The 25,515-nt window shown below is 63.7% G+C and carries 25 protein-coding genes and 6 tRNA genes; 9 read left to right on the top strand and 22 right to left on the bottom strand.

Features of this window, described 5'->3' with window-relative positions; all coding sequences use genetic code 11:
- Window positions 1–141 precede the first annotated feature (141 nt).
- The 4 genes from dxs to CQ017_RS02715 all read left to right on the top strand — a co-directional run bounded on the left by dxs (window position 142) and on the right by CQ017_RS02715 (window position 3,738).
- Window positions 142–2,109, top strand: coding sequence for a 1-deoxy-D-xylulose-5-phosphate synthase (gene dxs / locus CQ017_RS02730; RefSeq protein WP_105552512.1), 1,968 nt, complete (start codon window positions 142–144; stop codon window positions 2,107–2,109).
- An 8-nt stretch (window positions 2,110–2,117) separates the two neighbouring features.
- The gene (locus CQ017_RS02725) at window positions 2,118–2,693 is read left to right on the top strand and encodes a DUF402 domain-containing protein (protein ID WP_105552511.1); all 576 of its coding nucleotides are present in this window, start codon (window positions 2,118–2,120) and stop codon (window positions 2,691–2,693) included.
- Window positions 2,694–2,727: 34 nt separating this feature from the next.
- Entirely contained in the window at window positions 2,728–3,297 is a 570-nt protein-coding gene (locus CQ017_RS02720) for a hypothetical protein (RefSeq protein ID WP_105552375.1), read from the top strand.
- A gap of 105 nt (window positions 3,298–3,402) precedes the next feature.
- Window positions 3,403–3,738, top strand: a complete 336-nt coding sequence (locus CQ017_RS02715; protein WP_105552374.1) for a hypothetical protein — start codon at window positions 3,403–3,405, stop codon at window positions 3,736–3,738.
- Window positions 3,739–3,984: 246 nt separating this feature from the next.
- On the opposite strand, the gene argG is transcribed toward CQ017_RS02715, so the two are convergent.
- Window positions 3,985–5,412: an argininosuccinate synthase gene (argG, locus tag CQ017_RS02710; RefSeq protein ID WP_096286375.1), complete on the bottom strand. Its 1,428-nt coding sequence runs from the start codon at window positions 5,410–5,412 to the stop codon at window positions 3,985–3,987.
- Between the two features lie 136 nt (window positions 5,413–5,548).
- Between argG and CQ017_RS02705 the strand changes: the two genes are divergently transcribed.
- Window positions 5,549–6,523, top strand: a complete 975-nt coding sequence (locus CQ017_RS02705) for an aldo/keto reductase (RefSeq protein WP_105552373.1) — start codon at window positions 5,549–5,551, stop codon at window positions 6,521–6,523.
- A gap of 91 nt (window positions 6,524–6,614) precedes the next feature.
- Here CQ017_RS02705 and CQ017_RS02700 read toward each other — a convergent pair whose 3' ends face one another.
- From CQ017_RS02700 to msrB, 10 genes are all read right to left on the bottom strand, one after another.
- The gene (locus CQ017_RS02700) at window positions 6,615–7,091 is read right to left on the bottom strand and encodes a ubiquinol-cytochrome c reductase iron-sulfur subunit (protein WP_105552372.1); all 477 of its coding nucleotides are present in this window, start codon (window positions 7,089–7,091) and stop codon (window positions 6,615–6,617) included.
- Between the two features lie 70 nt (window positions 7,092–7,161).
- Window positions 7,162–7,635, bottom strand: a complete 474-nt coding sequence (locus tag CQ017_RS02695) for a Rieske (2Fe-2S) protein (RefSeq protein ID WP_105552371.1) — start codon at window positions 7,633–7,635, stop codon at window positions 7,162–7,164.
- 153 nt (window positions 7,636–7,788) lie between these two features.
- Complete coding sequence (locus CQ017_RS02690) at window positions 7,789–9,903, bottom strand: 3-hydroxyacyl-CoA dehydrogenase NAD-binding domain-containing protein (protein WP_105552370.1); 2,115 nt, start codon at window positions 9,901–9,903, stop codon at window positions 7,789–7,791.
- A 10-nt stretch (window positions 9,904–9,913) separates the two neighbouring features.
- A complete protein-coding gene (locus tag CQ017_RS02685; RefSeq protein WP_105552369.1) occupies window positions 9,914–11,164 on the bottom strand; it encodes an acetyl-CoA C-acyltransferase in 1,251 nt (416 codons plus the stop codon).
- A gap of 147 nt (window positions 11,165–11,311) precedes the next feature.
- Window positions 11,312–12,529: a ribonuclease D gene (locus CQ017_RS02680; RefSeq protein ID WP_105552368.1), complete on the bottom strand. Its 1,218-nt coding sequence runs from the start codon at window positions 12,527–12,529 to the stop codon at window positions 11,312–11,314.
- Between the two features lie 34 nt (window positions 12,530–12,563).
- Window positions 12,564–13,205 (bottom strand): DUF3000 domain-containing protein, encoded by a 642-nt coding sequence (locus CQ017_RS02675; RefSeq protein WP_105552367.1) that lies wholly within the window; start codon window positions 13,203–13,205, stop codon window positions 12,564–12,566.
- Window positions 13,206–13,260: 55 nt separating this feature from the next.
- A complete protein-coding gene (locus tag CQ017_RS02670) occupies window positions 13,261–14,322 on the bottom strand; it encodes a low specificity L-threonine aldolase (protein ID WP_105552366.1) in 1,062 nt (353 codons plus the stop codon).
- 81 nt (window positions 14,323–14,403) lie between these two features.
- Window positions 14,404–15,093 (bottom strand): SDR family oxidoreductase, encoded by a 690-nt coding sequence (locus CQ017_RS02665; protein WP_258133464.1) that lies wholly within the window; start codon window positions 15,091–15,093, stop codon window positions 14,404–14,406.
- A gap of 10 nt (window positions 15,094–15,103) precedes the next feature.
- A complete protein-coding gene (locus tag CQ017_RS02660; protein ID WP_105552364.1) occupies window positions 15,104–16,477 on the bottom strand; it encodes a DUF6421 family protein in 1,374 nt (457 codons plus the stop codon).
- A 147-nt stretch (window positions 16,478–16,624) separates the two neighbouring features.
- Window positions 16,625–17,032, bottom strand: a complete 408-nt coding sequence (msrB, locus tag CQ017_RS02655; RefSeq protein WP_096286355.1) for a peptide-methionine (R)-S-oxide reductase MsrB — start codon at window positions 17,030–17,032, stop codon at window positions 16,625–16,627.
- 62 nt (window positions 17,033–17,094) lie between these two features.
- Between msrB and CQ017_RS02650 the strand changes: the two genes are divergently transcribed.
- On the top strand, window positions 17,095–18,312 hold the full coding sequence (locus CQ017_RS02650; RefSeq protein WP_096286353.1) for a S9 family peptidase: 1,218 nt from the start codon (window positions 17,095–17,097) through the stop codon (window positions 18,310–18,312).
- On the opposite strand, the gene CQ017_RS02645 is transcribed toward CQ017_RS02650, so the two are convergent.
- The 3 genes from CQ017_RS02645 to CQ017_RS02635 are packed head-to-tail and all read right to left on the bottom strand — an operon-like array spanning window position 18,303 to window position 20,191.
- Entirely contained in the window at window positions 18,303–18,809 is a 507-nt protein-coding gene (locus tag CQ017_RS02645; protein WP_105552363.1) for an aminoacyl-tRNA deacylase, read from the bottom strand. The two genes, CQ017_RS02650 and CQ017_RS02645, sit on opposite strands and share 10 nt — an antisense overlap.
- A gap of 36 nt (window positions 18,810–18,845) precedes the next feature.
- Window positions 18,846–19,280, bottom strand: coding sequence for a SufE family protein (locus CQ017_RS02640; protein ID WP_096286349.1), 435 nt, complete (start codon window positions 19,278–19,280; stop codon window positions 18,846–18,848).
- Complete coding sequence (locus CQ017_RS02635; protein ID WP_105552362.1) at window positions 19,277–20,191, bottom strand: sulfurtransferase; 915 nt, start codon at window positions 20,189–20,191, stop codon at window positions 19,277–19,279. Before CQ017_RS02635 ends, CQ017_RS02640 begins: the two co-directional genes overlap by 4 nt.
- Before the next feature lie 215 nt (window positions 20,192–20,406).
- Between CQ017_RS02635 and zapE the strand changes: the two genes are divergently transcribed.
- Entirely contained in the window at window positions 20,407–21,447 is a 1,041-nt protein-coding gene (gene zapE / locus CQ017_RS02630) for a cell division protein ZapE (protein WP_096286345.1), read from the top strand.
- Between the two features lie 22 nt (window positions 21,448–21,469).
- On the opposite strand, the gene CQ017_RS02625 is transcribed toward zapE, so the two are convergent.
- From CQ017_RS02625 to CQ017_RS02590, 8 genes are all read right to left on the bottom strand, one after another.
- Window positions 21,470–22,657, bottom strand: coding sequence for a benzoate/H(+) symporter BenE family transporter (locus tag CQ017_RS02625; RefSeq protein ID WP_105552361.1), 1,188 nt, complete (start codon window positions 22,655–22,657; stop codon window positions 21,470–21,472).
- 146 nt (window positions 22,658–22,803) lie between these two features.
- Entirely contained in the window at window positions 22,804–23,025 is a 222-nt protein-coding gene (locus tag CQ017_RS02620) for an antitoxin (protein WP_105552360.1), read from the bottom strand.
- Window positions 23,026–23,188: 163 nt separating this feature from the next.
- Window positions 23,189–23,264: transfer RNA gene (locus tag CQ017_RS02615), tRNA-Gly, on the bottom strand.
- Between the two features lie 28 nt (window positions 23,265–23,292).
- Window positions 23,293–23,364, bottom strand: a tRNA-Val gene (locus CQ017_RS02610).
- A gap of 54 nt (window positions 23,365–23,418) precedes the next feature.
- Window positions 23,419–23,491, bottom strand: a tRNA-Gly gene (locus CQ017_RS02605).
- A 34-nt stretch (window positions 23,492–23,525) separates the two neighbouring features.
- A tRNA-Val gene (locus tag CQ017_RS02600) sits at window positions 23,526–23,597 on the bottom strand.
- A 23-nt stretch (window positions 23,598–23,620) separates the two neighbouring features.
- Window positions 23,621–23,691 (bottom strand) — tRNA-Cys (locus CQ017_RS02595).
- A 55-nt stretch (window positions 23,692–23,746) separates the two neighbouring features.
- A tRNA-Gly gene (locus CQ017_RS02590) sits at window positions 23,747–23,819 on the bottom strand.
- A 194-nt stretch (window positions 23,820–24,013) separates the two neighbouring features.
- On the opposite strand from CQ017_RS02590, the gene CQ017_RS02585 reads away from it, so the two are divergent.
- Both CQ017_RS02585 and def read left to right on the top strand, forming a co-directional pair.
- Window positions 24,014–24,877 carry a cytochrome gene (locus tag CQ017_RS02585; protein WP_146112411.1) on the top strand — a complete coding sequence of 288 codons (864 nt, stop codon included), beginning with the start codon at window positions 24,014–24,016 and terminating at the stop codon, window positions 24,875–24,877.
- A gap of 72 nt (window positions 24,878–24,949) precedes the next feature.
- The gene (gene def, locus CQ017_RS02580; RefSeq protein ID WP_105552358.1) at window positions 24,950–25,513 is read left to right on the top strand and encodes a peptide deformylase; all 564 of its coding nucleotides are present in this window, start codon (window positions 24,950–24,952) and stop codon (window positions 25,511–25,513) included.
- Window positions 25,514–25,515 lie beyond the last annotated feature (2 nt).

Raw genomic sequence — 25,515 nt, 5'->3', positions numbered from 1 at the left:
AACAGTAGTCAAGGTCATTGCGGGTAAATTCGCACCTCACCGCAAGGTGACGGATAATGGAAATAGTCCTGCGAAAGCTACACTAAGAGTTTCGGATGGATCGACCGGTCCGTAGTGGGCGAACAAGTAAAGGGGATGACAGTGTCTTTGTTGGAGACCATCAACAAGCCTAGCGATCTGCGGGCACTTACCCTGGAACAATTGGAGGACCTCGCGGGGGAAATTCGCGCATTCCTCATCGCCAACGTGGCCCGTACCGGCGGCCACCTCGGACCGAACCTCGGGGTGGTCGAACTGACCTTGGGCATTCACCGTGTCTTTGACTCACCCACCGACTCCATCGTCTTCGATACCGGTCACCAGTCCTACGTGCATAAGCTCGTCACCGGACGCCAAAACTTCACCACCCTGCGTCAGCAAGGTGGACTTGCCGGTTATCCGGACCGCGGAGAGTCCGAACACGACATCGTCGAATCATCCCACGCCTCCTCCTCCCTCTCTTGGGTCGATGGCATCTCGCGGGCCAACAAGCTGCGCAAAAACACCGAGCGCTACGCGATTGCGCTGGTCGGTGACGGCGCGCTGACCGGTGGCATGGCCTGGGAAGCGGTCAACAATATTGCCGCCGACAAGGATCGCAAAGCCATCATCGTGGTCAACGACAATGGACGCTCTTATGCGCCGACCATCGGCGGACTCGCCAACCAGCTCTCGGGCCTGCGCCAGCAGCTGGATAAGTTCCGCACCCACCCGTACTACGAAGATGCCATGAGCAAGCTCAAGGGCAGGCTCAAGGACTCGGGGGCGGTAGGAAACTTTGCCTACAAGTCCCTGCATGCCACCAAGAAGGGCATCAAGGACTGGTGGGCTCCGCAGGGCCTGTTCGAGGATCTGGGGCTGAAATATATCGGACCCATCGATGGGCACAACCAGGGCGCCGTAGAAGAAGCATTGCTCCAGGCCAAGCAGTTCGGCGGCCCGGTGCTGGTGCATGCGATGACCGAAAAGGGCCACGGCTATGCGCCGGCCATTGCCGACGTGGCGGATCAGTTCCACGCCGTGGGCGTGATCGACCCGGAGACCGGCACCCCGGTGTCCAGCGGGGGAGCGCAGAGCTGGACCAGCGTCTTCGGCGAGGAAATCGCCGTAGTGGCGGATGAACGCGAGGATATTGTCGCAATCACCGGCGCCATGCTGCAGCCGGTGGGCCTGAAGAAGATGGCCGACAAGTACCCCGAGCGCGTCATCGACGTGGGAATCGCCGAGCAGCATGCCATGACGGCCGCCGCGGGACTGGCCTTTGGCGGCCTGCACCCGGTAGTTTGCGTCTACGCGACCTTCCTGAACCGGGCCTTCGACCAGCTGCTGATGGATGTGGCACTGCACAAGGCCGGGGTCACCATCGTGCTGGACCGGGCCGGAGTCACCGGCCCCGACGGCCCAAGCCATCACGGCATGTGGGATATGGCGCTGACCCAGATCATTCCAAATCTGCACCTGGCCGCCCCGCGTGATGCCTCGCGGCTGCGCGAAGAACTCCGCGAAGCGCTGGCCATCGACGACGCGCCGAGCGTGGTGCGGTTCTCCAAGGGATCGGTGGGCGAGGAAGTCGAGGCGATCGACCGGCTGCCAGATGGGGTGGACGTGCTGGCACGGCTCGGCGACCGGGCGGCCCCGGATGTGCTGATCGTCTCGGTGGGCGCGATGAGCGAGCTCTCCCTGGACGTCGCACACCGGCTGAACAGCCAAGGCATTTCGGTCTCCGTCGTTGACCCGCGCTGGGTGCTGCCGGTACCGGCTTCGGTGGTTTCCTTGGCCGCCCGCCACCGCATCGTGGTCTGCATCGAAGATGGCGTGCGCGCCGGGGGCGTCGGTTCCCGGCTGCGTACCGAAATGCGCGCTGCAGGGGTCGACACGGCCTTGAACGAGGTCGGTCTGCCCACCGAGTTCCTGGCTCACGGCAGCCGCGCCCAGGTGCTTGAACGCGTGGGGTTGACCGCCAAGCAGGTAGCCCGCGACACGCTGGCCCAGGTGCTCGGCACGAAGGTGCCCTTCGCCCGGCCGCTGCCTGGCCAGGAACTTCCCACCGGGCAGATTCCCAAGCTGTGAGCGGACCGATGCCATTGCCAACCGGGTTAACGCGGAACCCGGAGCCGATGAAATTCGGCTCGCTGATTGTCAGCCGCGCCTGGAAATACGACGGTAGCCCCCACTGGGTGGTCCCCGGTTTTTACCTTGGCTCCGATGAACACGGCCATTGGCTGCACCAGCCGGCCGGTTCTTTGGTCGCCAGGCCCGGAACCGCGCATCTGGCGGCTACCGACGCGCTGTGCCTGGTTCCGCACCGGGGCTTCTGGGTAGCGACCCTGTATTCAGATGCGGCCGATGACTTCGATGTCTACATCGATCTGGCTACTTCCATCGGCTGGCAGCCGCTGCGCCGCGGCGGGTGGGAAGTGAATTCCGTGGACATGGACCTCGACGTCATCCGTTCGCGCACCCGAGGCACGTTCCTGGACGACGAAGACGAATTCGCGGAGCATGCGCTCAGCATGAAATATCCCGAGGAACTGCAGCGCCAGATGCGCGAAACCAGCGCCACGCTATTGCACGACGTCGCCGAGAACCTGCCGCCCTTCACCCACGCACACCGACAGATCTGGCTGGCCAAGGTCGCGGAACTCCCGCACTGAGCCCGGCACCCAAACCTACCTAGAGGAAAAAACTATGGCGATCATCCGCACCTACCGTCTTGACGAGAAGAACGAATTGCAGTTCCGCGAAGCCTGGTACCAGCAGTTTGACGACGAGGAACTCGGACAGTTCGTGATCAACCACGGTACCGTCGGCCACATGTCAAAGACCAACGAAGTCCAAGATGTGAAGGCCGAACGCGCCGACGAGCTCTTCGCCGGATTCCTGGCCACCTGCGCGGAGGACGGTTTCGCGGAGATCCCTACCGAGGAACAGAGCTGGGTGATCGTGCAGTACGCGCTGAAGACGGTGGAAGGCACCGAACGCGACCGCTACATGGAGAAGAAGGCGACCGAAGCGCTGACCGGACACCTCGCCTGGCGGGGACTTGGCACCGTGGAGTCTAGCGACTTCGCGCCGCGCAAGTTGAACATCCGGGTGCTCTCACCGGCTCCAAAGCTTGCCGTCGCGGCGGTAAAGGTGTGCATCCGTGACGCCAAGCTGGACTTCACCAAGATGAGCGTGGGCACCGCGCCCTATGACAACCTGGAGGCCGTCAAGATGGTTCACCCGATGCCGGCGAAACCATTTTCACTGAGCTAAAAGCGATGGGGCCGCACGCTGACCCGCAGTAGCTGCGCCCGAAAGCGATGCTGAAGCCAGGCTTCTCCGCCATCGGCCGCACGAAGCACAAAGGACAAAGGACAAATGATTCCACAAGAGGATCGGGACGAATCCCCGGGAGCCACGCGTAAAACATCACAGATCGGGGCCACCCGAACACCACTTCACCTGGTGTTCCAAGCCTGCCTCGGTGTGATTGTTGGAATTGGCATTACCTCGCTGCTCGGCGAGGTGCCCGGCGCCCAGCTGGCCCTGGGCGGCGTCTTCGTGGTACTTGCCGCGTGGATCGTTGAGCAAGGTTTCCGGCTGCCGGCCCCGACCACGAAGACCGGATCGCGGATCCGCCTGGTCTTGCGCCTGGTTTCGCTGATCGGATTCACAATCGCCGTCAGCCCGCTGCTGACCCTGATCGAAGCATGAGCGATTCACCACGAGCCAGCTAATCGCTAAGCGGTAACCGGAGCAAGTCCCTGCTCTTGGCCAGCCGATCGCCCGCGTGGTGCTGGGCTTCGGCTTGGCCTTGCAGCCGCTTTTGGTGCTCAACGGCTGGAGCGCAGCCAGTTAGCCGACCAGCAAGTTTTAGCATGCTGCGCAAAGCGCAAGAGCCGGCCGGAACAATCCCGCAAGGGAAAAGTTCCGGCCGGCTCTTTTGGCTTGCCGCGACGCTTAGTCGGTGCCGGAGTCGAACGCTGCGGACTCGATGGCGCGGTCCTGCGCCCGTCCGGAATCATCCACAGGCGAAGCGTCAACGATATCGTTGGCGCCGCCGTTCTCCAACGAGCCAACGAGCTTGGCGGTGGATCCACCGACAAGGCCCATGCCGGCGTACTGTTCCAGGCGACCGCGTGAATCGGCGATGTCCAGGTTGCGCATGGTCAGCTGGCCGATGCGATCCAGTGGGCCGAAGGCTGCGTCGCCTACGCGCTCCATGGACAGCTTATCCGGGTGGTAGCTCAGGTTCTCGCCTTCGGTGTTCAAGATGGTGTAGTCGTCGCCGCGGCGCAGACGTACCGTCACGGTACCGGAGATGGCCGAGCCGACCCAACGCTGCAGCGCCTCGCGCAGCATCAGCGCCTGCGGGTCCAACCAGCGGCCTTCGTACATCAGGCGGCCCAGGCGGCGGCCTTCGTTGTGGTAGCTGGCCACGGTGTCTTCGTTGTGGATGGCGTTGACCAGACGCTCGTAGGCGATGTGCAGCAGCGCCATGGCCGGAGCCTCGTAGATGCCGCGCGACTTCGCCTCGATGATGCGGTTTTCGATCTGGTCGCTCATGCCCAGTCCGTGACGACCGCCGATGATGTTTGCCTCGTTGACCAGGGCCACCGGATCGGTGTATTCCTTGCCATTGATGGCAACCGGGCGGCCGGCGGAGAAGGTGACCGAAACATCCTCGGCCTTGACCTCGACGGATTCGTCCCAGTACTTCACGCCCATGATCGGCTCGACAGCCTCGAGGGAGGTGTCCAGCAGTTCCAGGGTCTTCGCCTCGTGGGTTGCGCCCCAGATGTTGGCGTCGGTCGAGTAGGCCTTTTCGGCCGAGTCGCGGTAAGGGAAACCGTGTTCCTGCAGCCATTCGCTCATCTCCGAGCGTCCGCCGAGCTGAGCGACGAATGCCGGGTCAAGCCATGGCTTGTAGATGCGCAGCTTCGGGTTGGCCATCAGGCCGTAACGGTAGAAGCGCTCGATGTCGTTGCCCTTGTAGGTCGAACCATCGCCCCACACGTCAACACCGTCTTCGCGCATGGCGCGCACCAGCAGGGTGCCGGTGACCGCGCGGCCCAGCGGGGTGGTGTTGAAGTAGGCTTTTCCGCCCGAGCGAATGTGGAAGGCACCGCAGGAAAGCGCGGCCAGACCTTCTTCGACCAGGGCTGGCTTGCAATCGACCAGTCGCGAGGCTTCGGCGCCGTATTCCAGGGCGCGGTCCGGAACTGCATCGATATCTGGCTCGTCGTACTGGCCGAGATCGCCGGTGTAGGTGTACGGGATGGCGCCCTTGTCGCGCATCCAGGCAACTGCGACCGAAGTATCAAGGCCGCCGGAGAACGCGATACCTACGCGTTCGCCTACAGGGAGAGAGGTGAGGACTTTAGACATGTTTCCATCCTAATGGATAAATATGCAACACAGTGAATTGAGGCGTGAAATGTTCCGCACACCGTCCTACCCGATAGCCTATGGGTAAGTAGCCGTTGCGTGAAGCGGCCCCACGAAAACAATCAAAGAGGTGCTTATGGAATTTCGTCAGCTTGGCCGCAGTGGTCTGAGTGTTTCCGTCGTCGGACTCGGTTGCAACAACCTGGGGCGCCCCGGAACCGCCACGGAATCTCAAGAGGGAACCGACGCGGTGATCCACGCCGCCCTCGATTCAGGAATCACCCTCTTCGATGTTGCCGACACCTATGGGCGCGAACCCGGATTGTCCGAAGAGCGCCTGGGCAAGGCGTTGGGCGCCGCCCGCAAGGACGTGGTCCTAGCGACAAAATTCGGCATGGATATGAAAGGCGTCAACGGGCCCGACTTTGCGGCTCGCGGCTCGCGGCGTTATATCGTCAACGCCGTGGAAGCCTCGCTGCGCCGACTTGGTACCGACCATATCGACCTGTATCAGTTCCACACCCCTGATGCGAACACTCCCATTGACGAAACCTTGCGTGCCCTGGATGACCTGGTCACCAGCGGCAAGGTGCGCTACCTCGGCCATTCCAATCGGTCCGGCTGGCAGATCGCCCAGGCGGAATATGTGGCCCGCGAGCTGGGAACGGAGCGATTCATCTCGGCGCAGAACCACTACAACCTAATCGACCGCCGGGCCGAACTGGAAGTGCTGCCCGCAGCCAAGGAGTTCGGGCTCGGGGTCCTTCCCTACTTCCCGCTGGCCAATGGATTGCTCACCGGAAAGTACGCCAAGGGCTCGGCGCCCCAGGGCAGCCGGTTGACCCATGCCCGCCAGCAACTACTGGAAACCAGCGATTTCGAACAGCTGGAGAAGTTCTCCGCCTTTGCCGCCTACCGCGATCTGGCACCGGCCGAGCTGGCCTTCTGCTGGCTGGCTGCACAAGAGCCGGTGGCTTCGGTGATCGCCGGTTCCACGCGCCCAGAGCAGGTCAAGGCCAATGCGCACGCGATTCGGTGGGTGCCCACCACGGAGGAAAGCGCTGAAATCGACGCGATCTTCCCTAGCCCGCAAAAGGTTGCCCTGTTTTAGCGGAACACCGCCAAAGACGCGGAGCTAAGGTGCGCCAGCCCAAGAAGGGGTCGGCGCACCTTAGCTCCGTGAACTGTCAGCTGTCCGTGGTTCAGGAATCCTGCGGCGGGAAGACGAGGATGTTCTCGCCCTCGATGGCCGCCGCGTAGCGAACCAGCGGTCGCGGGGCCGGCCCACCGAGCACAGTACCGTCCTGGTAGGCATAGCGTGATCCGTGGCAGGGGCAATAGAAGTTCGCCTCATCGGTGTCCGTGCCGACCGCGCAACCTTGGTGGGTGCAAATATTCGAGTATGCCAGCACCGTGCCCGCGTCGGCGCGATAGAGTAAGACTCCTAGGTCCTTGCCGCTTGCTGGACCGCGCACGATCACTTCGGCCTTGCCGTTCTCGGGCAATTCTGCCGTGCCGAGCACAATTTGCCCTTCCCCGCTGGGGCTGGGCGCCTCGCTCGCCGGGATAGCTGGCTCGGAGGAGGATCCGCCGCTACAGGCGGTGAGCGCAACGATGGTTCCTGCGGCACCGGCCGCCCCGAGCAAGTTGCGGCGCGTTGGTGGGATAGATCCATTCATAGGCCAATTGTTGCAGACGATGCCCGGGCTGGCACTAGCCCAAGGGCATTTATTCCTCCGCCGCCCGTCGCTAGGCCTGGCCCAGATACACCACGATCTGCTCATCTTCGATGGTGCAGGCATAGCGAGGCAGGGCGGCAATGGCCGGACCGGCGGACACCGCACCGTCGGCGGGTTGGAAACGCGAGCCGTGGCAGGCGCAGTAGAAATCATCTTTGGAAGATTTCGTAGTCACCGCACATCCTTGATGAGTGCAGATATTCGAGTAGGCATGCACGGTCTTCGCATCCTGGCGGAAAAGCAAGACGCCTATTTCTTCACCGGTAGCCGGGTCCTTCGCCACGACCTGTGCGCGGGACTTCTCGGGAAGGTCCGCCAACGGCAAGACGTTCTGCGCTTCGCCGGCTGGTTCGGGCACTTGCCCGGGCGTCGGATTCGGGGCGGCAGATTCTCCGTTGCCGCAGGCGGCGAGCAGGGCGCTGGATCCTAGAAGCGCGGAGGCGCACATCACCGTGCGGCGGGCTGGGCGTGCAAATTCGGTCATACCGGGATTCTCTCAGATGAACCTGTGCCATAGCTAAGTTGAAGATTACTCTCGTCTCTAGTCAACGCCGATTGTGTCCGGCATGGACAACGCCCCGTGCTGCCAACGACTCCGTGGGGGAGTTGGCAACACGGGGCGTGAACTGCCGGGGTGTTAGGAATTGAATTTCTTCCCGTTCACCCGCTCGGAGGCTCCGACCTGATCCAGATACGGGGTGATCCCGCCCAGATGCATTGGCCAACCCGCACCGGTGATCATGCACAGATCAACGTCGGCGGCCTCGGCGACCACCCCTTCGGAAAGCAGCAGGCCGATTTCTTCGGCCAGCGCATTCTGCACCCGGGTGAGGATCTCATCCTTGGTCGACGGCTTGCCGCCGAAGCTCAGCAACGCTTGGGCCGCGGGATCCAGCATCGGCTGGCCGTTGCCGTCCTTGGCCCATAAGCTGGTGATCTTCGCGTCGACCAATTTGCCGAGGTTCTCGGACACCGCGAACCGATCCCCGAAGGACGCGTTGAGCGACTCGTTGACGTGCTGCGCGACGGGCAGACCCACCATGGCCAGGAGCGTGAACGGCGTCATCGGCAGGCCCATGGGAGTCAGCGCGGTATCCGCCGTCTGCGCGTCGGTGCCTTCGTCGAACGCGGCCTGAACTTCGCTCATCAGCCGCAAGAGCACGCGGTTCACCACAAATGCCGTGGCGTCCTTGGTGCGCACCGTCGTCTTGCGCAGGTTCTTGCCCAGGGCGAAGGCGGTGGCTACGGTGGTTTCATTCGTCCACTGCGTCGCAGCGATTTCCAGCAGTGGCATCACCGCTACCGGGTTGAAGAAGTGGAAGCCGACAAGGCGTTCGGGATGCAACAGGTCCCGTCCCATCTCGGTGACCGAGAGCGAGGAGGTGTTCGTGGCCAGGATGCATTCGGGGGAGACGACGGCTTCCACCTCGGCGAAGACCTGCTTCTTGACGTTGAGTTCCTCGAAGACCGCCTCGATGACGAAGTCGGCATCGGTGAACACCTCCTTGGTGACCGAACCGGAGACCAGCGCCTTGGCGCGGTTGACCGCGTCCTGGCTCATCCGGCCTTTGCCGTGCAACTTGTCGATCTCACCGTGGATGTAGGCCAAGCCCTTGTCGATGCGTGACTGATCCAGATCGGTGATGATCACCGGAACGTTCAACTTGCGCACGAAGAGCAAGGCCAGCTGGCTGGCCATGAGGCCCGCGCCGACCACGCCGACCTTGGTAACCGGTCGGGCGAGCTTGGCATTGGGCGCTCCGGCCGGGCGCTTGCCGCGCTTTTGCACCAGCTCGAGGAAGGCATACACGGTATTTTTGAACTGGTTGGTGGCCATCAGCTCGGTGAGCGCCTGGATTTCCAGTTCGGCCGATTCCTTTTGGGTGAGCTTCAACCCCCGGCGGAAGACTTCGAGCACCTTGTAAGGCGCGGGGGCTGCTCCGGAAAGTTTCGCGTCGACAAACTGTTCGGCCTTGTCTGCCGCCTGCAGCCAGCGTCGGGCTACCTCTGGATCGCTGGGGTCTACCGAATTTTCTCGTTTGACCTCGATGTCGCCGCTGAGCACGCCGTCTGCGAACGCGACCGAGCTCTCGATGAAGTCGGCGGGCTCGAATAGCGCATCGGCCACACCGAGCTTGTAGGCCGCCGGGCCGGAGAGCGTGCGGTTGTTGTTCAGCGGGTTCTCCACCATGACCTGCAACGCGTTTTCTGGTCCGATGAGCCGCGGCAGTCGGTAGACGCCGGCCCATCCCGGGATCAGGCCCAGGAAGGCTTCGGGCAGCCCCAGGGCTCCGGCTGCGGTGCTCACCGTGCGGTAGGTGCAGGCCAGCGCGATTTCCAGGCCGCCACCTAGGGCAAGCCCGTTGGTGAACGCAAAGGTCGGCACCCCTAGATCTGCGAGCAATGCGTAGGCTCGGTGCCCGAGGGTGGCCATCGCGGTCGCCTGCTCCGGTGCGGAGAGCCGGGTGACCGCCGAGAGGTCGGCGCCGGCGATGAGGAAGTAGGGCTTGCCGGTGATGGCCAGTCCGTGGATTTCGCCGGCCTTGGCGCGGGCCGCCTGCTTTTCGAGCGCGGCGTGCAGCTCCAGCAGGCCGTTGGGGCCCAGCGTGGTGGGCTTCTTATGGTCCAACCCGTTGTCCAGGGTGAGCAGTACCAGGGTTTTGCCGCTCGGTAGGGCTACATCCTTGGTGAACGAGTGGGTGATCGTTTCATCGTGCATGAGTTCGGCTACGGCCGAAAAGTCCTGAGTCATTTCTTGCTCCCTAAGCCTTTGCGCCAAATTCTGCGTGGTTTGGATTCTCCCAAATCACCGTGCCACCCATGCCGAGGCCGATGCACATGGTGGTAATTCCGTAACGCACCGTGTGGTCCTCTTCGAACTGGCGGGCCAGCTGAGTCATCAGGCGCACGCCCGAGGAAGCCAGCGGGTGGCCAACGGCGATCGCCCCGCCGTAGCGGTTCACTCGCTCATCGTCTTGTGCGATGTTGTAGAAGTCGAGGAAGGAGAGCACCTGCACGGCGAAGGCCTCGTTGATTTCGAACAGTCCGATATCGGTGATGCTGAGGCCGGCCTTGGACAGCGCCTTTTCGGTGGCCGGAACGGGGCCGTATCCCATGACATCGGGCTCCACCCCGGCGAAGGCGAAGGAAACCATGCGCATCTTCGGGGTCAGACCCAGCTCACGCACCGCTGCGCCGCTGGCGAGCATAGCTGCGGTGGCCCCGTCGTTCAGTCCCGCCGCGTTGCCGGCGGTCACCCGGCCGTGGGCACGGAATGGGGTGCGCAGTTCGGCCAGCGATTCCAAGCTGGTGCCCGGCCGCGGTGGCTCGTCAACGGTGTTGACCGCCCAGCCTTCGCCCGGACGCTGCGCGGCGACCGCCACGAGATCCGGCTGGATCTGGTTGTTCTCATAGGCGCGAGCCAGTTTGTTTTGCGAGGCTACCGCGTAGCTGTCGGCGCGTTCCTTGGTGATCTCCGGAAAGCGGTCGTGCAGGTTCTCCGCGGTGTTGCCCATGTTCAGGGCCTGCGGGTCAACGATCTTCTCGGAGAGGAAGCGCGGGTTCGGATCCGCGCCCTCACCCATGGGGTGGTTCCCCATATGCTCGACGCCGCCGGCGATGGCCACGTCGTAGGAGCCGAAGGCGATGCCGCCGGCCAGCGAGGTCACCGCCGTCATGGCGCCCGCGCACATCCGGTCGATGGCGAATCCGGGCACCGACTTTGGGATTCCGGAGAGCAGGCCTACGGTGCGTCCGATGGTCAGTCCCTGGTCGCCGGTCTGGGTGGTGGCAGCCATGGCGATCTCATCGATCTTCTCGGCGGGAATTTCTGGGTTGCGGCGAAGGAGGCCACGTACGGCCTTGACCGCGAGGTCATCGGCGCGGGTGCCGTGGTAGATTCCCTTCTCGCCTGCCTTGCCGAAGGGGGTGCGTACCCCGTCGATGAAGACGACATCGCGGTCGTCGAGCGAGGTGTGCGCGTTTCCGGGCACGGTCGAGGTGTTGACACTCACCGTCGGGCTCCTTGGGGTAGTTTCAGGCTGCCCCGAGAGCCGGGGCAGTGGCCAGCATCACTGTGACCTGAACCATACGTTACTCATGAGTAACTTCAAGTGCAAGTGCTGGTTCCACCCTCCGGGCCCCGCTAGCGCTATTTTGCTCTAGCCGCGCAGCGCCTGGGCGAGTTTTGCGCTGAGCAGATCACGTTGCCAGGGGCGCGCGCCGAGTTCTTCCAAAGCGGCATCGATCGATCCGGCGCTGTATATGGCCGGGGGATTCCAGCACAGCGCACGCAAGAACTTCGGGGTCAGAAGATTTTCTCCCGGAATGTTCCATTCTTCGCTGACTTCCGAAAGCACCTCTCGGGCAGCCGTCAGCCGGACCGCGGCCTGCGGGTTCTTCTCGCCCCACAGGCGCGCATTCGGCAGTTCCGAACCGCCGGTTCGCAGGTCTGGGAGGTCCGTGGAATTTCGCCCGCGCTGCATCGCATCTAGCCAGCGCGGAGCGTCGCGCTTGGCGCTGCGCCCGTGGAAGCCGGAAATCTGCAGCAATGCGGGCACGCTATTCGGCCGGTGGTCGACGGCGGCCATAATCGCAGAGTCTGGCAGCAAGCGGCCCGGAGCCACATCACGGGACTGGGCCAGGGTCTCGCGGGACTGCCAGAGCTCACGCGCCACCGCGAGATTGCGCCGGTTTTTGATCTTATGGATTCCGGAGAGTTTGCGCCAGGCTTCCGGTGGGGCCACCGGGTCCGGCAGCTGGCGGACGTACTCGAATTCTTGGGCGGCGAATTCCAGCTTGCCCTGCTCCTCAAGCACCTCGGAAATCTTTTCGCGCAGTTCGAAGAGCACCTCGACGTCCAGCGCCGCGTAATTCAGCCAGGACTCCGGCAGCGGCCGGGTGGACCAGTCCACCGCCGAGTGTTCCTTGGCCAGCTGCAGTCCAAGCAGTTCGCCGACCATGGTGCCCAGGGCCACGCGGGGGAAACCCGCCAAGCGTCCGGCCAGTTCGGTATCGAACAGGCCGGTGGGGGAGAGTCCCGCGTCGTGCAGGCAGGGTAGATCTTGGGTGGCCGCGTGGAGGATCCACGGCAGCTCGTTCATGAGTTCCAGCAGCGGGTCCAGCGAGTCGAGGCTCTCCGGGTCGATCAGCCAGGTGCTTGCGCCTTCGCGGCGGATCTGGATGAGGAAGGCGCGTCGTCCATAGCGGAATCCACTGGAGCGTTCGGTATCGACGGCCAGGTCCCCGGTGCCGGCGCGTAGTGCGCGCACCGCTCGATTCAGCGCCGCCGCGGTGTTGATGACTTCCGGAATGCCGTCTCTTGGGGCGGTCAGTGGGGTCAGGGTTGGCTGGTCTGCGGCTGGCTCTGAAGTAGTCATGGTCCCTCTATTCTAGGACCGATGGCGCGAAGTTTTAGCTTAGGCGGCGATGCGGCAGCTGCTGCACGCCCTCGGGAAGCGGCGGCATGCCGGCAAAAGTGCACACCATATCGGCCCAGGCGCTCAGGTGTGCCCCGAGCTCCTCGCTCTGCTGCGGGGTCCAAGAAGCGCGCAGTTCGATGTCGATATGGTCTTGCTCGCCTTCCAAATTGCCAAAGGACTCTGAGATGACCCGGGTGGCGGTGCCACCGGCAGAATGGTAGGAGGCCTGGCGTTCGCGCAAGGCATCTTCAAGCCAGCTCCAGGCAACCGAGGCAAGCATCGAGTCCTGGCCCATTTCATGATCCAGGCGCGCCCGGATATAGCTCACGACGCGGAACTGCCCGCCCCATAGTTCCTGGCCTGCCGGGTCGAAGAGCAACACGAAGCGTCCGGTCGCCAGCGGGGCTTCGGGCTGCAAAAACGGGGTGCGCGAGTACTCCTGGCCGTGCTCTCCGTGGCCGGGCCCGGAGCCTTCCAGCACATCACCGCTGAGCGCCAAGGCGAACGGCGCCAGCCGCGCCGGAGCAGGGATTTCGGTGATCTTCAATTCCTTGCGAACGGCGGCATGCGAAAGTTCGCCCAGGGCCTTGGAAAACGCCGGTGGGATAGCTGCAGAAGCACGATCGTTGGTCACAGGTCGAGTCTAAAACGCGCCGCACCGCGGTAGCGGTACGGCGCGCCGAGACGGCTCAAGCTGCGCGGTAGGCAGCCAGCAGCTCGCGAAGTTTTGCGGTGAATGCGCTGACATCTTCCTCGGTGGTGTCGAAGGAGCACATCCAACGCACGTGACCTGCTGCGCGGTCCCAATCGTAGAAGCGGAAGTGCTCACGCAGTTGATCGGATACCTCGGTAGGCAACTGCGCGAAAACCCCGTTGGCCTGGGCCGGGTAAACCAGCTCTACGCCGTCGAGCTCTTCCACGGCGGAAGCCAGCTTCGCAGCCATCGCATTCGAATGCCCGGCCAATTCGCGCCACAGCCCGGTCCCGTAGAGTTCGAGCAATTGCGCTGAGATGAAACGCATCTTGCTGCCGAGCTGCATGTTCATCTTGCGCAGGTACTTGAGATCTTGGGCCAACGCGGGATCAAGGGTCAAGATCCCTTCGCCAAGCAGCAACCCGTTCTTGGTGCCGCCGAGCGAGACGATGTCGACCCCGACGTCGGTGGTCAGCTCCCGCAACTCCACACCGAGCGCGGCGGCGGCATTGCCTAAGCGTGAACCGTCCAGGTGAACCTTCATGCCCAGTTTGTGGGCGTGCTCGGTGATGGCTCGAATTTCATCCGGGGTGTAGATCGTGCCTAATTCGGTGCCCTGGGTGATCGACACCGCCAGCGGCTGTGCCCGGTGCTCATCGCCCCAACCCCAGGCCTCCTGATCGATCAGTTCGGCGGTGAGCTTGCCATCGGCCGAGTCGACCTGCAACAGCTTAAAACCGCCGATGCGTTCCGGCGCGCCATTCTCGTCGACATTGATATGCGCGGTGCTCGCGCAGATCACCGCACCCCAGCGGGGCAGCAAGGACTGCAGGGCGGTGACATTTGCGCCGGTGCCGTTGAAGACCGGGAAGATCGCGGCCTGCGCACCGAACAGTTCTCCCGCCATCGCGTCCAGCGCGGCGGTGTATTCGTCATCGCCGTAGGCGCTCTGGTGCCCGCCATTGGCGCGGGTAATTGCCTGGAGGATGCGTGGGTGCACGCCGGAGTAGTTATCGGAGGCGAATCCGCGCACCGCAGGGTCGTGGCTAAAAGTCATGAGATTTTTGGTCCTTCGTAATGGTGCTGAGCAGGTGATGTGCCCAGTGGAAAACGCTACACCAGCAGCGCCAAATCGCGTTCAGGCCTGGGCCAGCGGTAGTCGCTGTCCGTTGTGCATGAGCGCCGCGGCGTCCAGAAGCTGCACCGCTGCCTGCGCGACGGTGTCGACGGAGGTATGCCCTGTCGGAATCTCACCGGCAGACTTGTCGCTCAGTGCCTTGACAACCCAACTCACGGCGGCTGCCTGCGGGGCCTGCTTGCTAAATAGCCGGGCGATCGCATTGATCCAGTGCTCGGCGGCGGCCTTCACCGCGCCGTAGTTCGCGTTCGACGGGGTCGGATTCGTCACCGCCTGGGCGCTGATGATGGCCAGCCGGCCGGCCTCCGAAGCCACCAGGTCATCAACGAAGGCGCGGGTGGTGTTGCGCAGCGTGGTCAACACGTTGGTGTGCAAGAAGTCCCAGTCGGAGTCTGTCTGCCCGGTGATCGACTTGCCGCCGCGCCAGCCGCCGACCAGATGCAGCAGCACATCGATCTGGCCGTGCTGCGCATGGACCTTCTCGGCCAGGTCATCGACGGCTTGGCGGTCGGCCAGGTCGCATTCGTAGCGTGCGGTGGCGAAGCCAAGGCGTTCGTCCAGGCGTGCGGCGTTGCTGCCGACCACCAGCACGCGCGCCCCGGCGTTGAGGAGTTGGCGGGCCGTTGCGACCCCGGCGGCCGAGGTGGCCCCGGCGATCAGCACCAGCTGATTGTTCTGTACTTTGCTCACGGTATCGATCCTAGATGCTGGTGGCGCCGGTCATGCCGCGGGTGGACTCGATCACCGCCGCCATTTTTTTGTTCAACGCCTCGTAGAACATCGACAGGGGGAACTCATCGTCCAGCACCTGGTCGGTGATTTCGCGCAGTGGCGCGGTCAGCGGCAAGGCTTCAGGACCCTTGGCCCACGCCGAGGCAGGGTTCGGGGTGACGGTGGCAGAGACCAGCTCATAGGCCGCCAGCCAATGGGCGAGCTTCGGGCGGTCGATGGACTTCCAGTACAGTTCGTCGATCGCTTCCCCCAAGGCCGCAACCACCTCGGGCACCTGATCCCAGTCGATGCTCAGCTTGGTGTCGGTCCAGTGCAGGACGTGGTGCTGGTGCATCCAGGCGAAGAGCAGCTGCCCGCCCAGCCCGTCGTAGTTGCGCACCCGCGAGCCGGTAATCGCGAAGCGGAAGATCCGGTCGAAGATGACCGCGTACTGCACCAGCTTCGCGGTCTGTGCTGCCTTCGGATCGCTTGCCGGGTCCGCGGCGATCTTCATGGATTCGCGGAAAGCCGTCAGGTCGCAGCGCAGCTCTTCGAGCGAGTAGAGGAAGAACGGCATGCGCTGCTTGATCATGAATGGGTCGAAGGGCAGGTCCCCGCGCATGTGCGTGCGATCGTGGATCAGATCCCACATGATGAAGGTTTCTTCGGTCAGCTGCTGGTCGGTGAGCAGCTGCGCCGCATCGGCGGGCAGCTGCAGGTTGGTGATCGCCGCGGCTTCCTTGAGCACCTTGCGGAAGCGGGCCGCCTCGCGGTCCTGGAAGATGGCGCCCCAGGTGAAGGAGGGGGTTTCGCGGATGGCGACCGATTCGGGGAAGAGCACCGCGGAATTGGTATCGTAGCCGGCGGTGAAATCGATGAAGCGCAGCGGCACGAACAGCGCGTTGGAGTAGCTGCCCGCCTCCAGCTGCGCGATGAAGTCAGGCCACATGACCTGCACCAGCACGGCTTCGAGGTGCCGGTTGGTCGAACCGTTCTGCGTGTACATCGGGAAGAGCACCAGGTGCAGGAGCCCGTCTTCACGCTGGGTCTGCGGCTGGAATTCGAGCAGCGCATCCAAGAAGTCCGGCGCGCCGAAGCCGCTGGCCTCCCACTTTTTCAGATCTGCGACCAGCGCCTGCAGGTAGTTCGCGTCATGGGCGAAATGCGGCAGCAGGTCATCGATGGCCTCGACGATGGTGCCGATCAGTTCGCCCGCGCGTGGCTGCATCGCGGCCTCGGCGAGGGAGCCGTCCTTGGACTGCAGCGTCTGGAATTCACTGGCCGACGCCTTCAGTGCCAGCCATGCCTCATGGGTGGCGAGCATATGTGCGGTTGCCTGTGGGCTGTGGGAGATCTGGGTCATCGTGGGGCACCTCTTCAAGTTCTTTGGTCGTTTGCGTTGCTTAGCTATCACGCTACGCCCAAAGAACAGAATTAGTGTTGCTCGGCCAATCATGACTAAGCATTCCTAATGCTTAGTGTGAGGTGCGACCCACGACGGTCAGAGCTTTTAGCCCTCCGTTTCCCGCAGGGTCAGGCTCAACGAATTCATGCAGAAGCGCAGGTCCGTCGGCGTCTTGAAGCCTTCTCCCTCGAACACGTGGCCCATATGCGAATCGCAATTCGCGCAACGCACCTCAACGCGTTTCATGCCCATCGACTCGTCGGTTATGTAGCGCACCCGATCCTCGGCCAGCGGCGCATAAAATGAGGGCCACCCGCAGCTGGCATCGAACTTCGTGCTGCTGGCGAACAGCTCTGCCCCGCAGGCGCGGCAGGCATACACGCCCTCGGTCGTGGTATCCCAGTATTCACCCGTAAAGGGTCGTTCGGTTCCGGCCTGGCGCAAGACATGGAACTCCTGCGGGGAGAGGATCTGCTGCCAGTCGATTTCGGTCTTCTTCGATTCTTCGCTCATACTGATGCAAACGAATTGCGTCGCGAGATGATTCCCGAGACCGCATTTGAGAGTATGGAATCATGGCCCGGAACATTGTTGAAACCTTAGAACCGCGCAAAACGGTGCCCGCGACGCTGATCGGCGTGGGCCTAGGCGTTGCCGCCGGCTCGCTGCTGGCCGCGAGCGTTTCCGCGCTGGCCGGGTATTTTGCCCGGCGCGTGGTCACTCCCGAAGAACGCCGCACCGGCAACGCGGTGATCCGCGAGATCGTGACCGACGCGGAAGGCCAGCTTTGGCTGCACTTCCTGAAGGATGCCGACACCGCCGATCCCGGCGGGTGCACGCTGATCTCCGAAGCCGATACCTGTGCCGCCCGGCTCTCGGCACCCCGCGCGGTGCCCGGCAAACCGCGGCTGATCGCCCGCAAGCTGGAGCATATCTACCGCGGGAGCCTGGACGGGGTGCGCCGCGGCTACCTCTCCGGGGCGATCTACGAACATCCCGAAGACCTCGGCATCGCCGCGCAAGATATCGAACTGGCGCTGGAAGGCGGCCCGGGACCGGCCTGGCTGGTGCCGGGCACCAGCCACAAGAACCTCTGGGTGATCGGGGTGCACGGGCGCGGGGCACGGCGCAACGAAACCATCCGCGCGCTGCCGGTGCTCACCGAGATCGGCGCCACGGTCCTGCTGATGAGCTACCGCAATGACGGGCTTGCCCCGAATGCGGCCGATGGCCGCTATGGGCTGGGGGATACCGAATGGCACGACGTGCAAACCGCCGTGCATTACGCCCGCGAGCACGGGGCCACGCAGATCGTCTTGCTCGGCTGGTCCATGGGCGGGGCGATCAGCCTGCAAACCGCGGACCGCTCCGAGCTGGCCCAGTGCATCGATTCGCTGATGCTCGTCGGCCCGGTGATCAACTGGGTGGACGTGATCTCCCACCAGGCGCGGCTCAATAAGATCCCGCAGACGGTGGGGCTCTTTGCCGGCTGGCTGCTGACCAACCGGGCCGGACGCTGGGTCACCGGGCTCGCGGCGCCGGTGAACCTCAAGCGGCTGAATTGGGTGGAGCGGGCCAGCGAACTGAAGCACCCGACGCTGATCATGCACAGCCAGGACGACCAATTCGTCCCCTACGGACCTAGCCTGAAACTGGCTGCGCTGCGCCCGGACCTGGTCACCCTGCGGGTCTTCTCCGGGGCCGGGCATACCCGCGAGCCCAATAGCGACCCACAGGGATTTGCCGCCGCGATCCGCGAATTCCTCACCGAACGCCTGGCCGCTCAGCGCTGAGTGGAGATCGGCGCCAGCAGCGCGCCGAGGGCCTTCACCGCATCCTGCGGGCGCAGCTGCAGGCTGAAGCCGCGCCGCCCGCCGGAAATGAAGATGCTCTCGAACCGCTGCGCACCGGCATCGAGCACGGTCGGCGAGCTCTGCCGCTGGCCGAAGGGGGAAATCCCGCCGAGCACATAGCCCGAACGGCGCTGCGCGGCCGCCTTATCGGCCAACTGCGCCTTCTTCTTGCCCAGCGCCGCGCCGACCGCCTTCAGATCCAAGGCCGCATCCACCGGCACGATCGCCACCGCCAACTCCAAGCTGGCATTCGCGCCGGTGGAGACCATCAGCGTTTTGAACACCCGATCCCCGCCGACGCCCAGCGCCGCGGCGGCCTGCGCGCCATAGCCCTCGGCCGAATCGCCCGGGCTGTAGCTGTGCGCCACATAGCTGATGCCCGCCGCGTCCAGCGCGAGCGTTGCCGGGGTGGAGGCCCCCTTCGATTTCTTCGCCATTTTCCTGTCTTTCGCTGCGCGCCGAGCCCCGCGCGGCTACGCGGCCAGCTGCTCGGAGACCTGGCGCTTGATCCGGGCGAGCATCGCGGTCATCCCACGCATCCGCAACGGCGACAACGCCCGGGACAGGCCCAGCAGCGCCGGCATATCCTCGGGAACCGCCAGGATCTCGGCGGCCGGGCAGCCATCCAGGCCGGCGGCCAGCACCGAGGCGAACCCGCGGGTGGTCGGCGCCTCCGGCGGCGCGGAGAAGAACAGGTTCACCACCCGGTCGGCGTCCACCTCGACGATCAGGAACAGCGGCGACTGGCACTCCACCACCTGCTCGAACAGTTCCGGGTGCTCGGCCAGACGCGTTGGCAGCTCGGGCAGCTCGCGGGAGAAGTCCAGCAGCAGTTCCAGCCGATCGGCCTCCGGGACCTCGGTGAACTCCTCGACGATCTCGGCCAGCGCCGGAGTCAGCGCGCTCATGCGCGGGCCCCGCGCTTGGCAGGTAGTGCGCCGCCAGCTTCGCCGCGAACGATCGGCACGCCCACCGCGTTGCCCCACTCGGTCCACGAACCGTCATAGTTGCGCACGGTCTCAAAGCCCAGCAGGTGCTTGAGCACGAACCAGGTGTGGCTCGAACGCTCACCGATGCGGCAGTACGCAACCACCTCATCGCCCGGCTTCAAGCCGGCCTCGTCCAGGTAGATGGCTTCCAGCTCCGCGCGCGGCTTGAAGGTGCCATCGGCCGCCGCGGCCCTGCCCCAAGGCACCGAGGCGGCGGTCGGGATATGCCCGCCACGCATTGCGCCCTCTTCGGGGTAGCTGGGCATGTGGGTGCGTTCGCCGGTGTATTCCTCCGGGGAACGCACGTCGATCAGCGGGTTGCCCAGGTGCTCCAGGACCTGCGGCAGGTAGGCGCGAATCACCGAATCGTCGCGTTCGACCACCGGGTAGTCGGTGGCCACCACCGCGGGCTTGCCGGTGGAAAGCTCCCGGCCCTCGGCGATCCACTTATCGCGGCCGCCATCGAGCAGGCGCACGTCTTCGTGGCCGAAGAGGGTGAAGACCCACAAGGCGTAGGCAGCCCACCAGTTGGACTTGTCGCCGTAGAGCACCACCGTGGTCTCGCGGCCAATGCCCTTCGCCGACATCAGCGCGGCAAAGTCCTCGCCTTCGACGTAGTCGCGGGTGACCTCATCGTTCAGCTCGGTGAACCAATCGATCTTCAGGGCGCCGGGGATATGGCCGGTGGAGTACAGCAAGATGTCTTCGTTGGATTCGAGCACCACCAGGTTCTCGGCCCCCAGATTCTCGGCCAGCCAACCGGTGGAGACCAGCCGTTCGGGGTGGGCATACTGTGCGTAACTTGGGTTGTGCTCAACAGGCAGCGACATGCGCGATCACGTTCCTCATAGTTCGGTTTCCGGCCGACGCGCGAAGCGGCGGCCGCATTCTCACCTTCTAGCCTAGTCCCCGTGGCTGCGCATTCGTGTGGGGTGCGACATTCTTCTCCATTTTCGCGCCCCCGCCAAGGTAAACTGGCCGATGGGCCAAGGCAGCGGCCCCGCATCATCACCCGCACGCCAACCTAAAGGACACCTTCGAACGCATGGCCAAGATCATCCACCTGACACAGACCACACCGAACCTTTCGGTCGATGAACTGCTGGCCGGCTTCCACCCGTCCTACCGTTTCGGCGAGGTGTCCTTCGATACCTACCGCCCGGACCCGAACCAGCCCTCGCAGGCCGAAGCGGTCACCAAGTTGAGCAACTTCGCCCAAACCGTGGGCAAGAACAACGGCGGCGGCCTGTTCTCCAAGCTCTTCGGCAAGAAAACGGCCACCAAGAACGGCTACTACCTCGACGGCGGCTTCGGAGTGGGCAAAACCCACCTGCTCGCCTCGCTCTGGCATGCCAGCCCCGGCCCGAAGGCCTTCGGCACCTTCGTGGAATACACCAACCTGGTCGGCGCGCTTTCCTTCCGCCGCACCGTCGACGTGCTCAGCGAGTACAAGCTGGTGTGCATCGATGAATTCGAGCTCGATGACCCGGGGGACACCGTGCTGATGTCCCGGCTGATGCGCGAGCTCTCCGATGCCGGAGTGAAGCTCGCCGCCACCTCCAACACCCTGCCCGGGGCGCTGGGCGAGGGCCGCTTCGCCGCGGTCGACTTCCAGCGCGAAATAAAGACCCTCTCCGAGCAGTTCGACGTGCACCGCGTGGACGGGGTGGATTTCCGCCACCGTGGCCTGCCCGATGCGCCGGCGCCGTTGGAAGACGAGACCATCGAGGACTTCGCGGCCGAACGCTATGCGGATCAGACCCTCGCGGTTGATGACTTCGCCGAGCTGGTCGCCCACCTGCACAAGGTCCACCCCTCGCGCTACCGCCAGCTGCTGGCGGAAACCGACGCGCTGGTGCTGCACAATGTGGACACCATCACCGATCAGTCGGTGGCGCTGCGCTTCGTGGTGCTCGCGGACCGGCTGTATGACAAGGACGTGCCGATCATCGCCTCGGGCAAGCCGTTCAGCGAGCTGTTCACCGACGAAATGATGTCCGGCGGCTACCAGAAGAAGTACTACCGCGCGGTCTCCCGGCTGACCGCCCTGGCCCGCGAGGGGCAGGCCGGCGAGCCGGCCCTCTAGGCCTAGCGCAGCGCCAGCAGCTTCATCGTCGAGCCTCGCGCTCGACGATGAAGTGCGTTAACAGCCCGGCCACCAGCGCCCAAAATGCGCCGCCGATGCCGAAGAGCGTGAGATTTCCGGCAGCCACCAGGACGGTGACCAGTGCGCTCAGCCGCCAGGACGGATCGGCCACCGCCCCGAGGAGCGAATTGCCCAGCGTGGCCAGCAGGGCCAGGCCCGCCGCCGCCTGGAACAGCCCCTCCGGCGAGGCGCTGGCCACGGAGACGATCAGCGCGCTGAGCGCCGCGAAAATGAGATAGAACACCCCGGAACTGGTGGCCGCCCGCCAGCGCCGCGAGGCGTCCGCTCCGGCCTGCTCGCCCGCCGCGAGCGCCGCGGTAATCGCCGCCAGATTAATTGCATGCCCGCCAAAGAAGGCGCCGAGCGAGGAACCTGCCCCGGTGACCAGCATCGAGGAGCGCCACGGCAAGGCATAGCCGAAGGATCCGAGCACCGCGACCCCCGGAATATTCTGCGAGGCCATGGTCACGATGAACAGCGGCACGCTGATGCTCGCGATCGCCTGCCAGGAGAATTCGGGGGAGACCCACTGCAGGTGCGGCAGCAGCTCAAGCTGGCCCCACAAGCCGGTGCGTGCGATATGCCACAGCCCGAAGCCGAGCGCGGCCAGCATGCTCAGCGCGACGGCGAACTTGGGCAGCAGCCGCAGCCCGAGGAAAAACACCAGCAGGATTCCCAGCGCCGGGAGCGGAATCGTGCCCAGCGCGGTAAAAGGCGTCAGGCACAGCGGAATCAGCACGCCGGCGAGCATGCCTTGCGCGATCGGCACCGGAATGCGCGTGAGCAGCCGATGCAGCACCGGAACCAGCCCGGAGAGCATGATCATCACGCCGCCGACGATGAACGCGCCCACCGCCTGGGCAAAGCCGAAGGCCCCGGGAGCCAGCGCCGCGAGCATCGCCGCGCCGGGGGTGGACCACGCAATGCTGATCGGCACGCGGTGGCGCAAGGACAGCACGATGGTGCTCAGGCCCACGCACAGGCAGAGGATCAGCAAACCGGAGGCCGCCTGCCCAACGGTTGCGCCCACCTGGAATAACCCCGCCAGCACCACCGCGAAGGATGCAACAAATCCCACCATGGTGGTGATCAAACCGGCGATGATCGCCTGGGCTATGCCATCGGCCTGAGCCGCAGTGCTTCGAGTCATACTCATTTTCTACAGGCTGCGGCTACCCCTGCGGTAATCGCCGCACGTCACGGCCCGAAGATGACGTTAAAACAAGAAAGGCACCGACCAGCGGTCGGTGCCTTTCCAGGATGCTCGGGCAAGGCCAAAGCACAATCACAAGGGGATTAGCCCTGGTTGTTCTCGCCTTCGTTTTCCTCGGCGTTGCCACCGAGTCCACCTAGGAAGTCTCCGGCGCCCTGCTGGACCCCGTCAACCTGATCAGCGAACTTGCCACCGGTCTTGTCGTCGACAAAGTCGCCGGCCTTTTCGATGCCTTCTGAAACCTGATCCGGGTTCTGCTTTGCGAATTCCTCTGCCTTGCCACGCAGATCATCAAATCCTGCCATGCTGCACCTCCATTCGACGGTGGGAACCCCTTTTAGCTCCACAACTGCTCTCCACACTAAAGCGAAACGGCCGCGCAGGGAAGAGTTGGAGCAATCCCGGGCGTGTTGTTCATCTGGAAGTTAAACAAAAATGGGAATCACTTGGAGTGATTCCCATTTTTTATGGAGCGGTCAACGAGGTTCGAACTCGCGACCTCAACCTTGGCAAGGTTGCGCTCTACCAGCTGAGCTATGACCGCATGAATACCAGTAAAAACCAATATCCAGTGCGCGATACTGGGATCGAACCAGTGACCTCTTCCGTGTCAGGGAAGCGCGCTACCGCTGCGCCAATCGCGCCGAAGGATTCCGAAGAATCTCGACAGAAAACAAAGTAAAACTCTGATTTCTCAGAGCGGACAACGAGGTTCGAACTCGCGACCTCAACCTTGGCAAGGTTGCGCTCTACCAGCTGAGCTATGTCCGCATATTTGAGTCTTGATCCGAAAACCAAAACTCCGTGCGCGATACTGGGATCGAACCAGTGACCTCTTCCGTGTCAGGGAAGCGCGCTACCGCTGCGCCAATCGCGCAAAAAGATTTTTACCTCTTTGCGAGGTGGGGACGGGATTCGAACCCGCGTAAACGGCTTTGCAGGCCGCTGCCTCGCCTCTCGGCCACCCCACCATACTCGGCCGAAGCCGAGCTGACTAATGTTACTTAGTCGATGAATCTTTCTGCGAGCGGACAACGAGGTTCGAACTCGCGACCTCAACCTTGGCAAGGTTGCGCTCTACCAGCTGAGCTATGTCCGCAAAAAGTGCTTGTTTTCGCGCCGTTTCCGTTCGCTCCAACGAGTAAAAACTCTATACGAGTTTCCGCAAGCTGCCAAATCGAGAGCGTGAGATCTGGTTCACAAGCCCGGAAACCCGCGGAACTACGCGGAAAATTAGTTATTCTCGTGCGGACTAGGAGCAAAGCGTCCGCGGCCCGTGCCATGATCGTGTGCATGACGTCACCAAAACTTGCGATTCAAACCGATCTAGGACGAATGTACAGCCGTCAGGTGGGAGGAGAAGCCACGGTCCCGTCGATCACCACGGTGATCGGGATGGACAAGATGGATCTTTCTGGCTGGGCCGGATATATGGCCGCCAAGTCCCTATCCGAAGATCAGCGTTTGTCCGATGCGTTGTCGCAACCGGGCAAGATGCGTTCGCTGGTGCGCGACTCCGCGGCCGCCGCAGAACGCTACCGCGATGCCGCCGCCGAACGCGGGGACCGCGTGCATAACTACGCAGAGCACTTTGCGTTGCGCGCGCTGGGCAAGCCCGATGAACTAGCTGCCGTGCGCTCGGCCCTCGAGGCCAACGACGAGCTGGGCTTCGCGACGCACTTCGAAAAATGGTGGGAACAGTACCAGGTGGAACCGCTGGCAACCGAGGTGACCGTCTGGAACGAAAGCGTAGGTTATGCCGGAACCATCGACCTGGTCGCCCGCATCGGAGGGAAGGTGTGCCTGCTGGACTACAAGACGAAGGGCACCGATCGCGAGGGATTGGTGAAAACCCCGGACGACAAGGTCATCATGCAGCTCGCTGCCGCGGCCAAAGCCGAAGAGCGTGTAGTGGACGCCGAGACGGGCAACTGGGAGCCGTGGCCCTACGGCACCGATTCGATGCTGCTCGCGGTGGCCCTCGGGCAGAGCGGAACCCGGACTTTCATGGCGCCACCGGCCGCCTTGCCCGATTATTGGTCCAAGTTCTATGCGCTGCGCCGCAATTGGGAGGCGCAGCTCAAAATCTCCAAGGCACGAGCCGCGCTGGTCGAGATCACCCCGCCACCTCATGCCTCGGGGCCCGGGGCACCGTAGACTGGTGTGGTTAGTGTCGGTCCGCCCGAGACTGAGCGATAGTTGACCAACCGAGAGGGAGCCACACGTACCATGGCGATTTTGGGAATTCGGATCATCGGCGATCCCGTTCTACGCACACCAGCGCAGGAGGTGACCGAGTTTGGACCGGAAATCCAAAAGCTGGTCGACGACATGGAGCAGACCATGGAAAACGTTGACGGTGCAGGCCTCGCCGCGCCCCAGGTCGGGGTCTCGCTGCGCGTGTTCACCTACCAAATCGGCAAGGAACGCGGACATATCATCAACCCGGTGCTCGAACTGAGCGAGGACTTCCAGCCCGACGAAATCGAAGGCTGCCTCTCGATCCCGGGTATTTCCGCTCCGGTGCCGCGCCGCCGCCAGGTGGTTGCCAGCGGCGTGGACAAGTTCGGAAAACCGGTCCGCATCGCCGGCGAAGGGATGCTGGCGCGCTGCGTGCAGCATGAGACCGATCACCTCGACGGCATCCTCTTCCTGGATCGCTTGGCCCCCGAGGAGAAGAAGGCCGCCTGGCGCACCTTGCGTGCCGGCAACTACGAACAGACCGCCACCGCCACCGTGGCGCAACGCGCAGGATTCCTCGGATCCAGCTTCGGCGCCGGAATGGGGAACTAACC

The organism is Arthrobacter sp. MYb224, assembly GCF_002975455.1.
In the GTDB taxonomy this organism is placed as follows: Bacteria; Actinomycetota; Actinomycetes; order Actinomycetales; family Micrococcaceae; genus Glutamicibacter.
The sequence above is the reverse complement of the archived record's forward strand: the minus strand, read 5'-3'. Positions and strand labels throughout refer to the sequence as shown.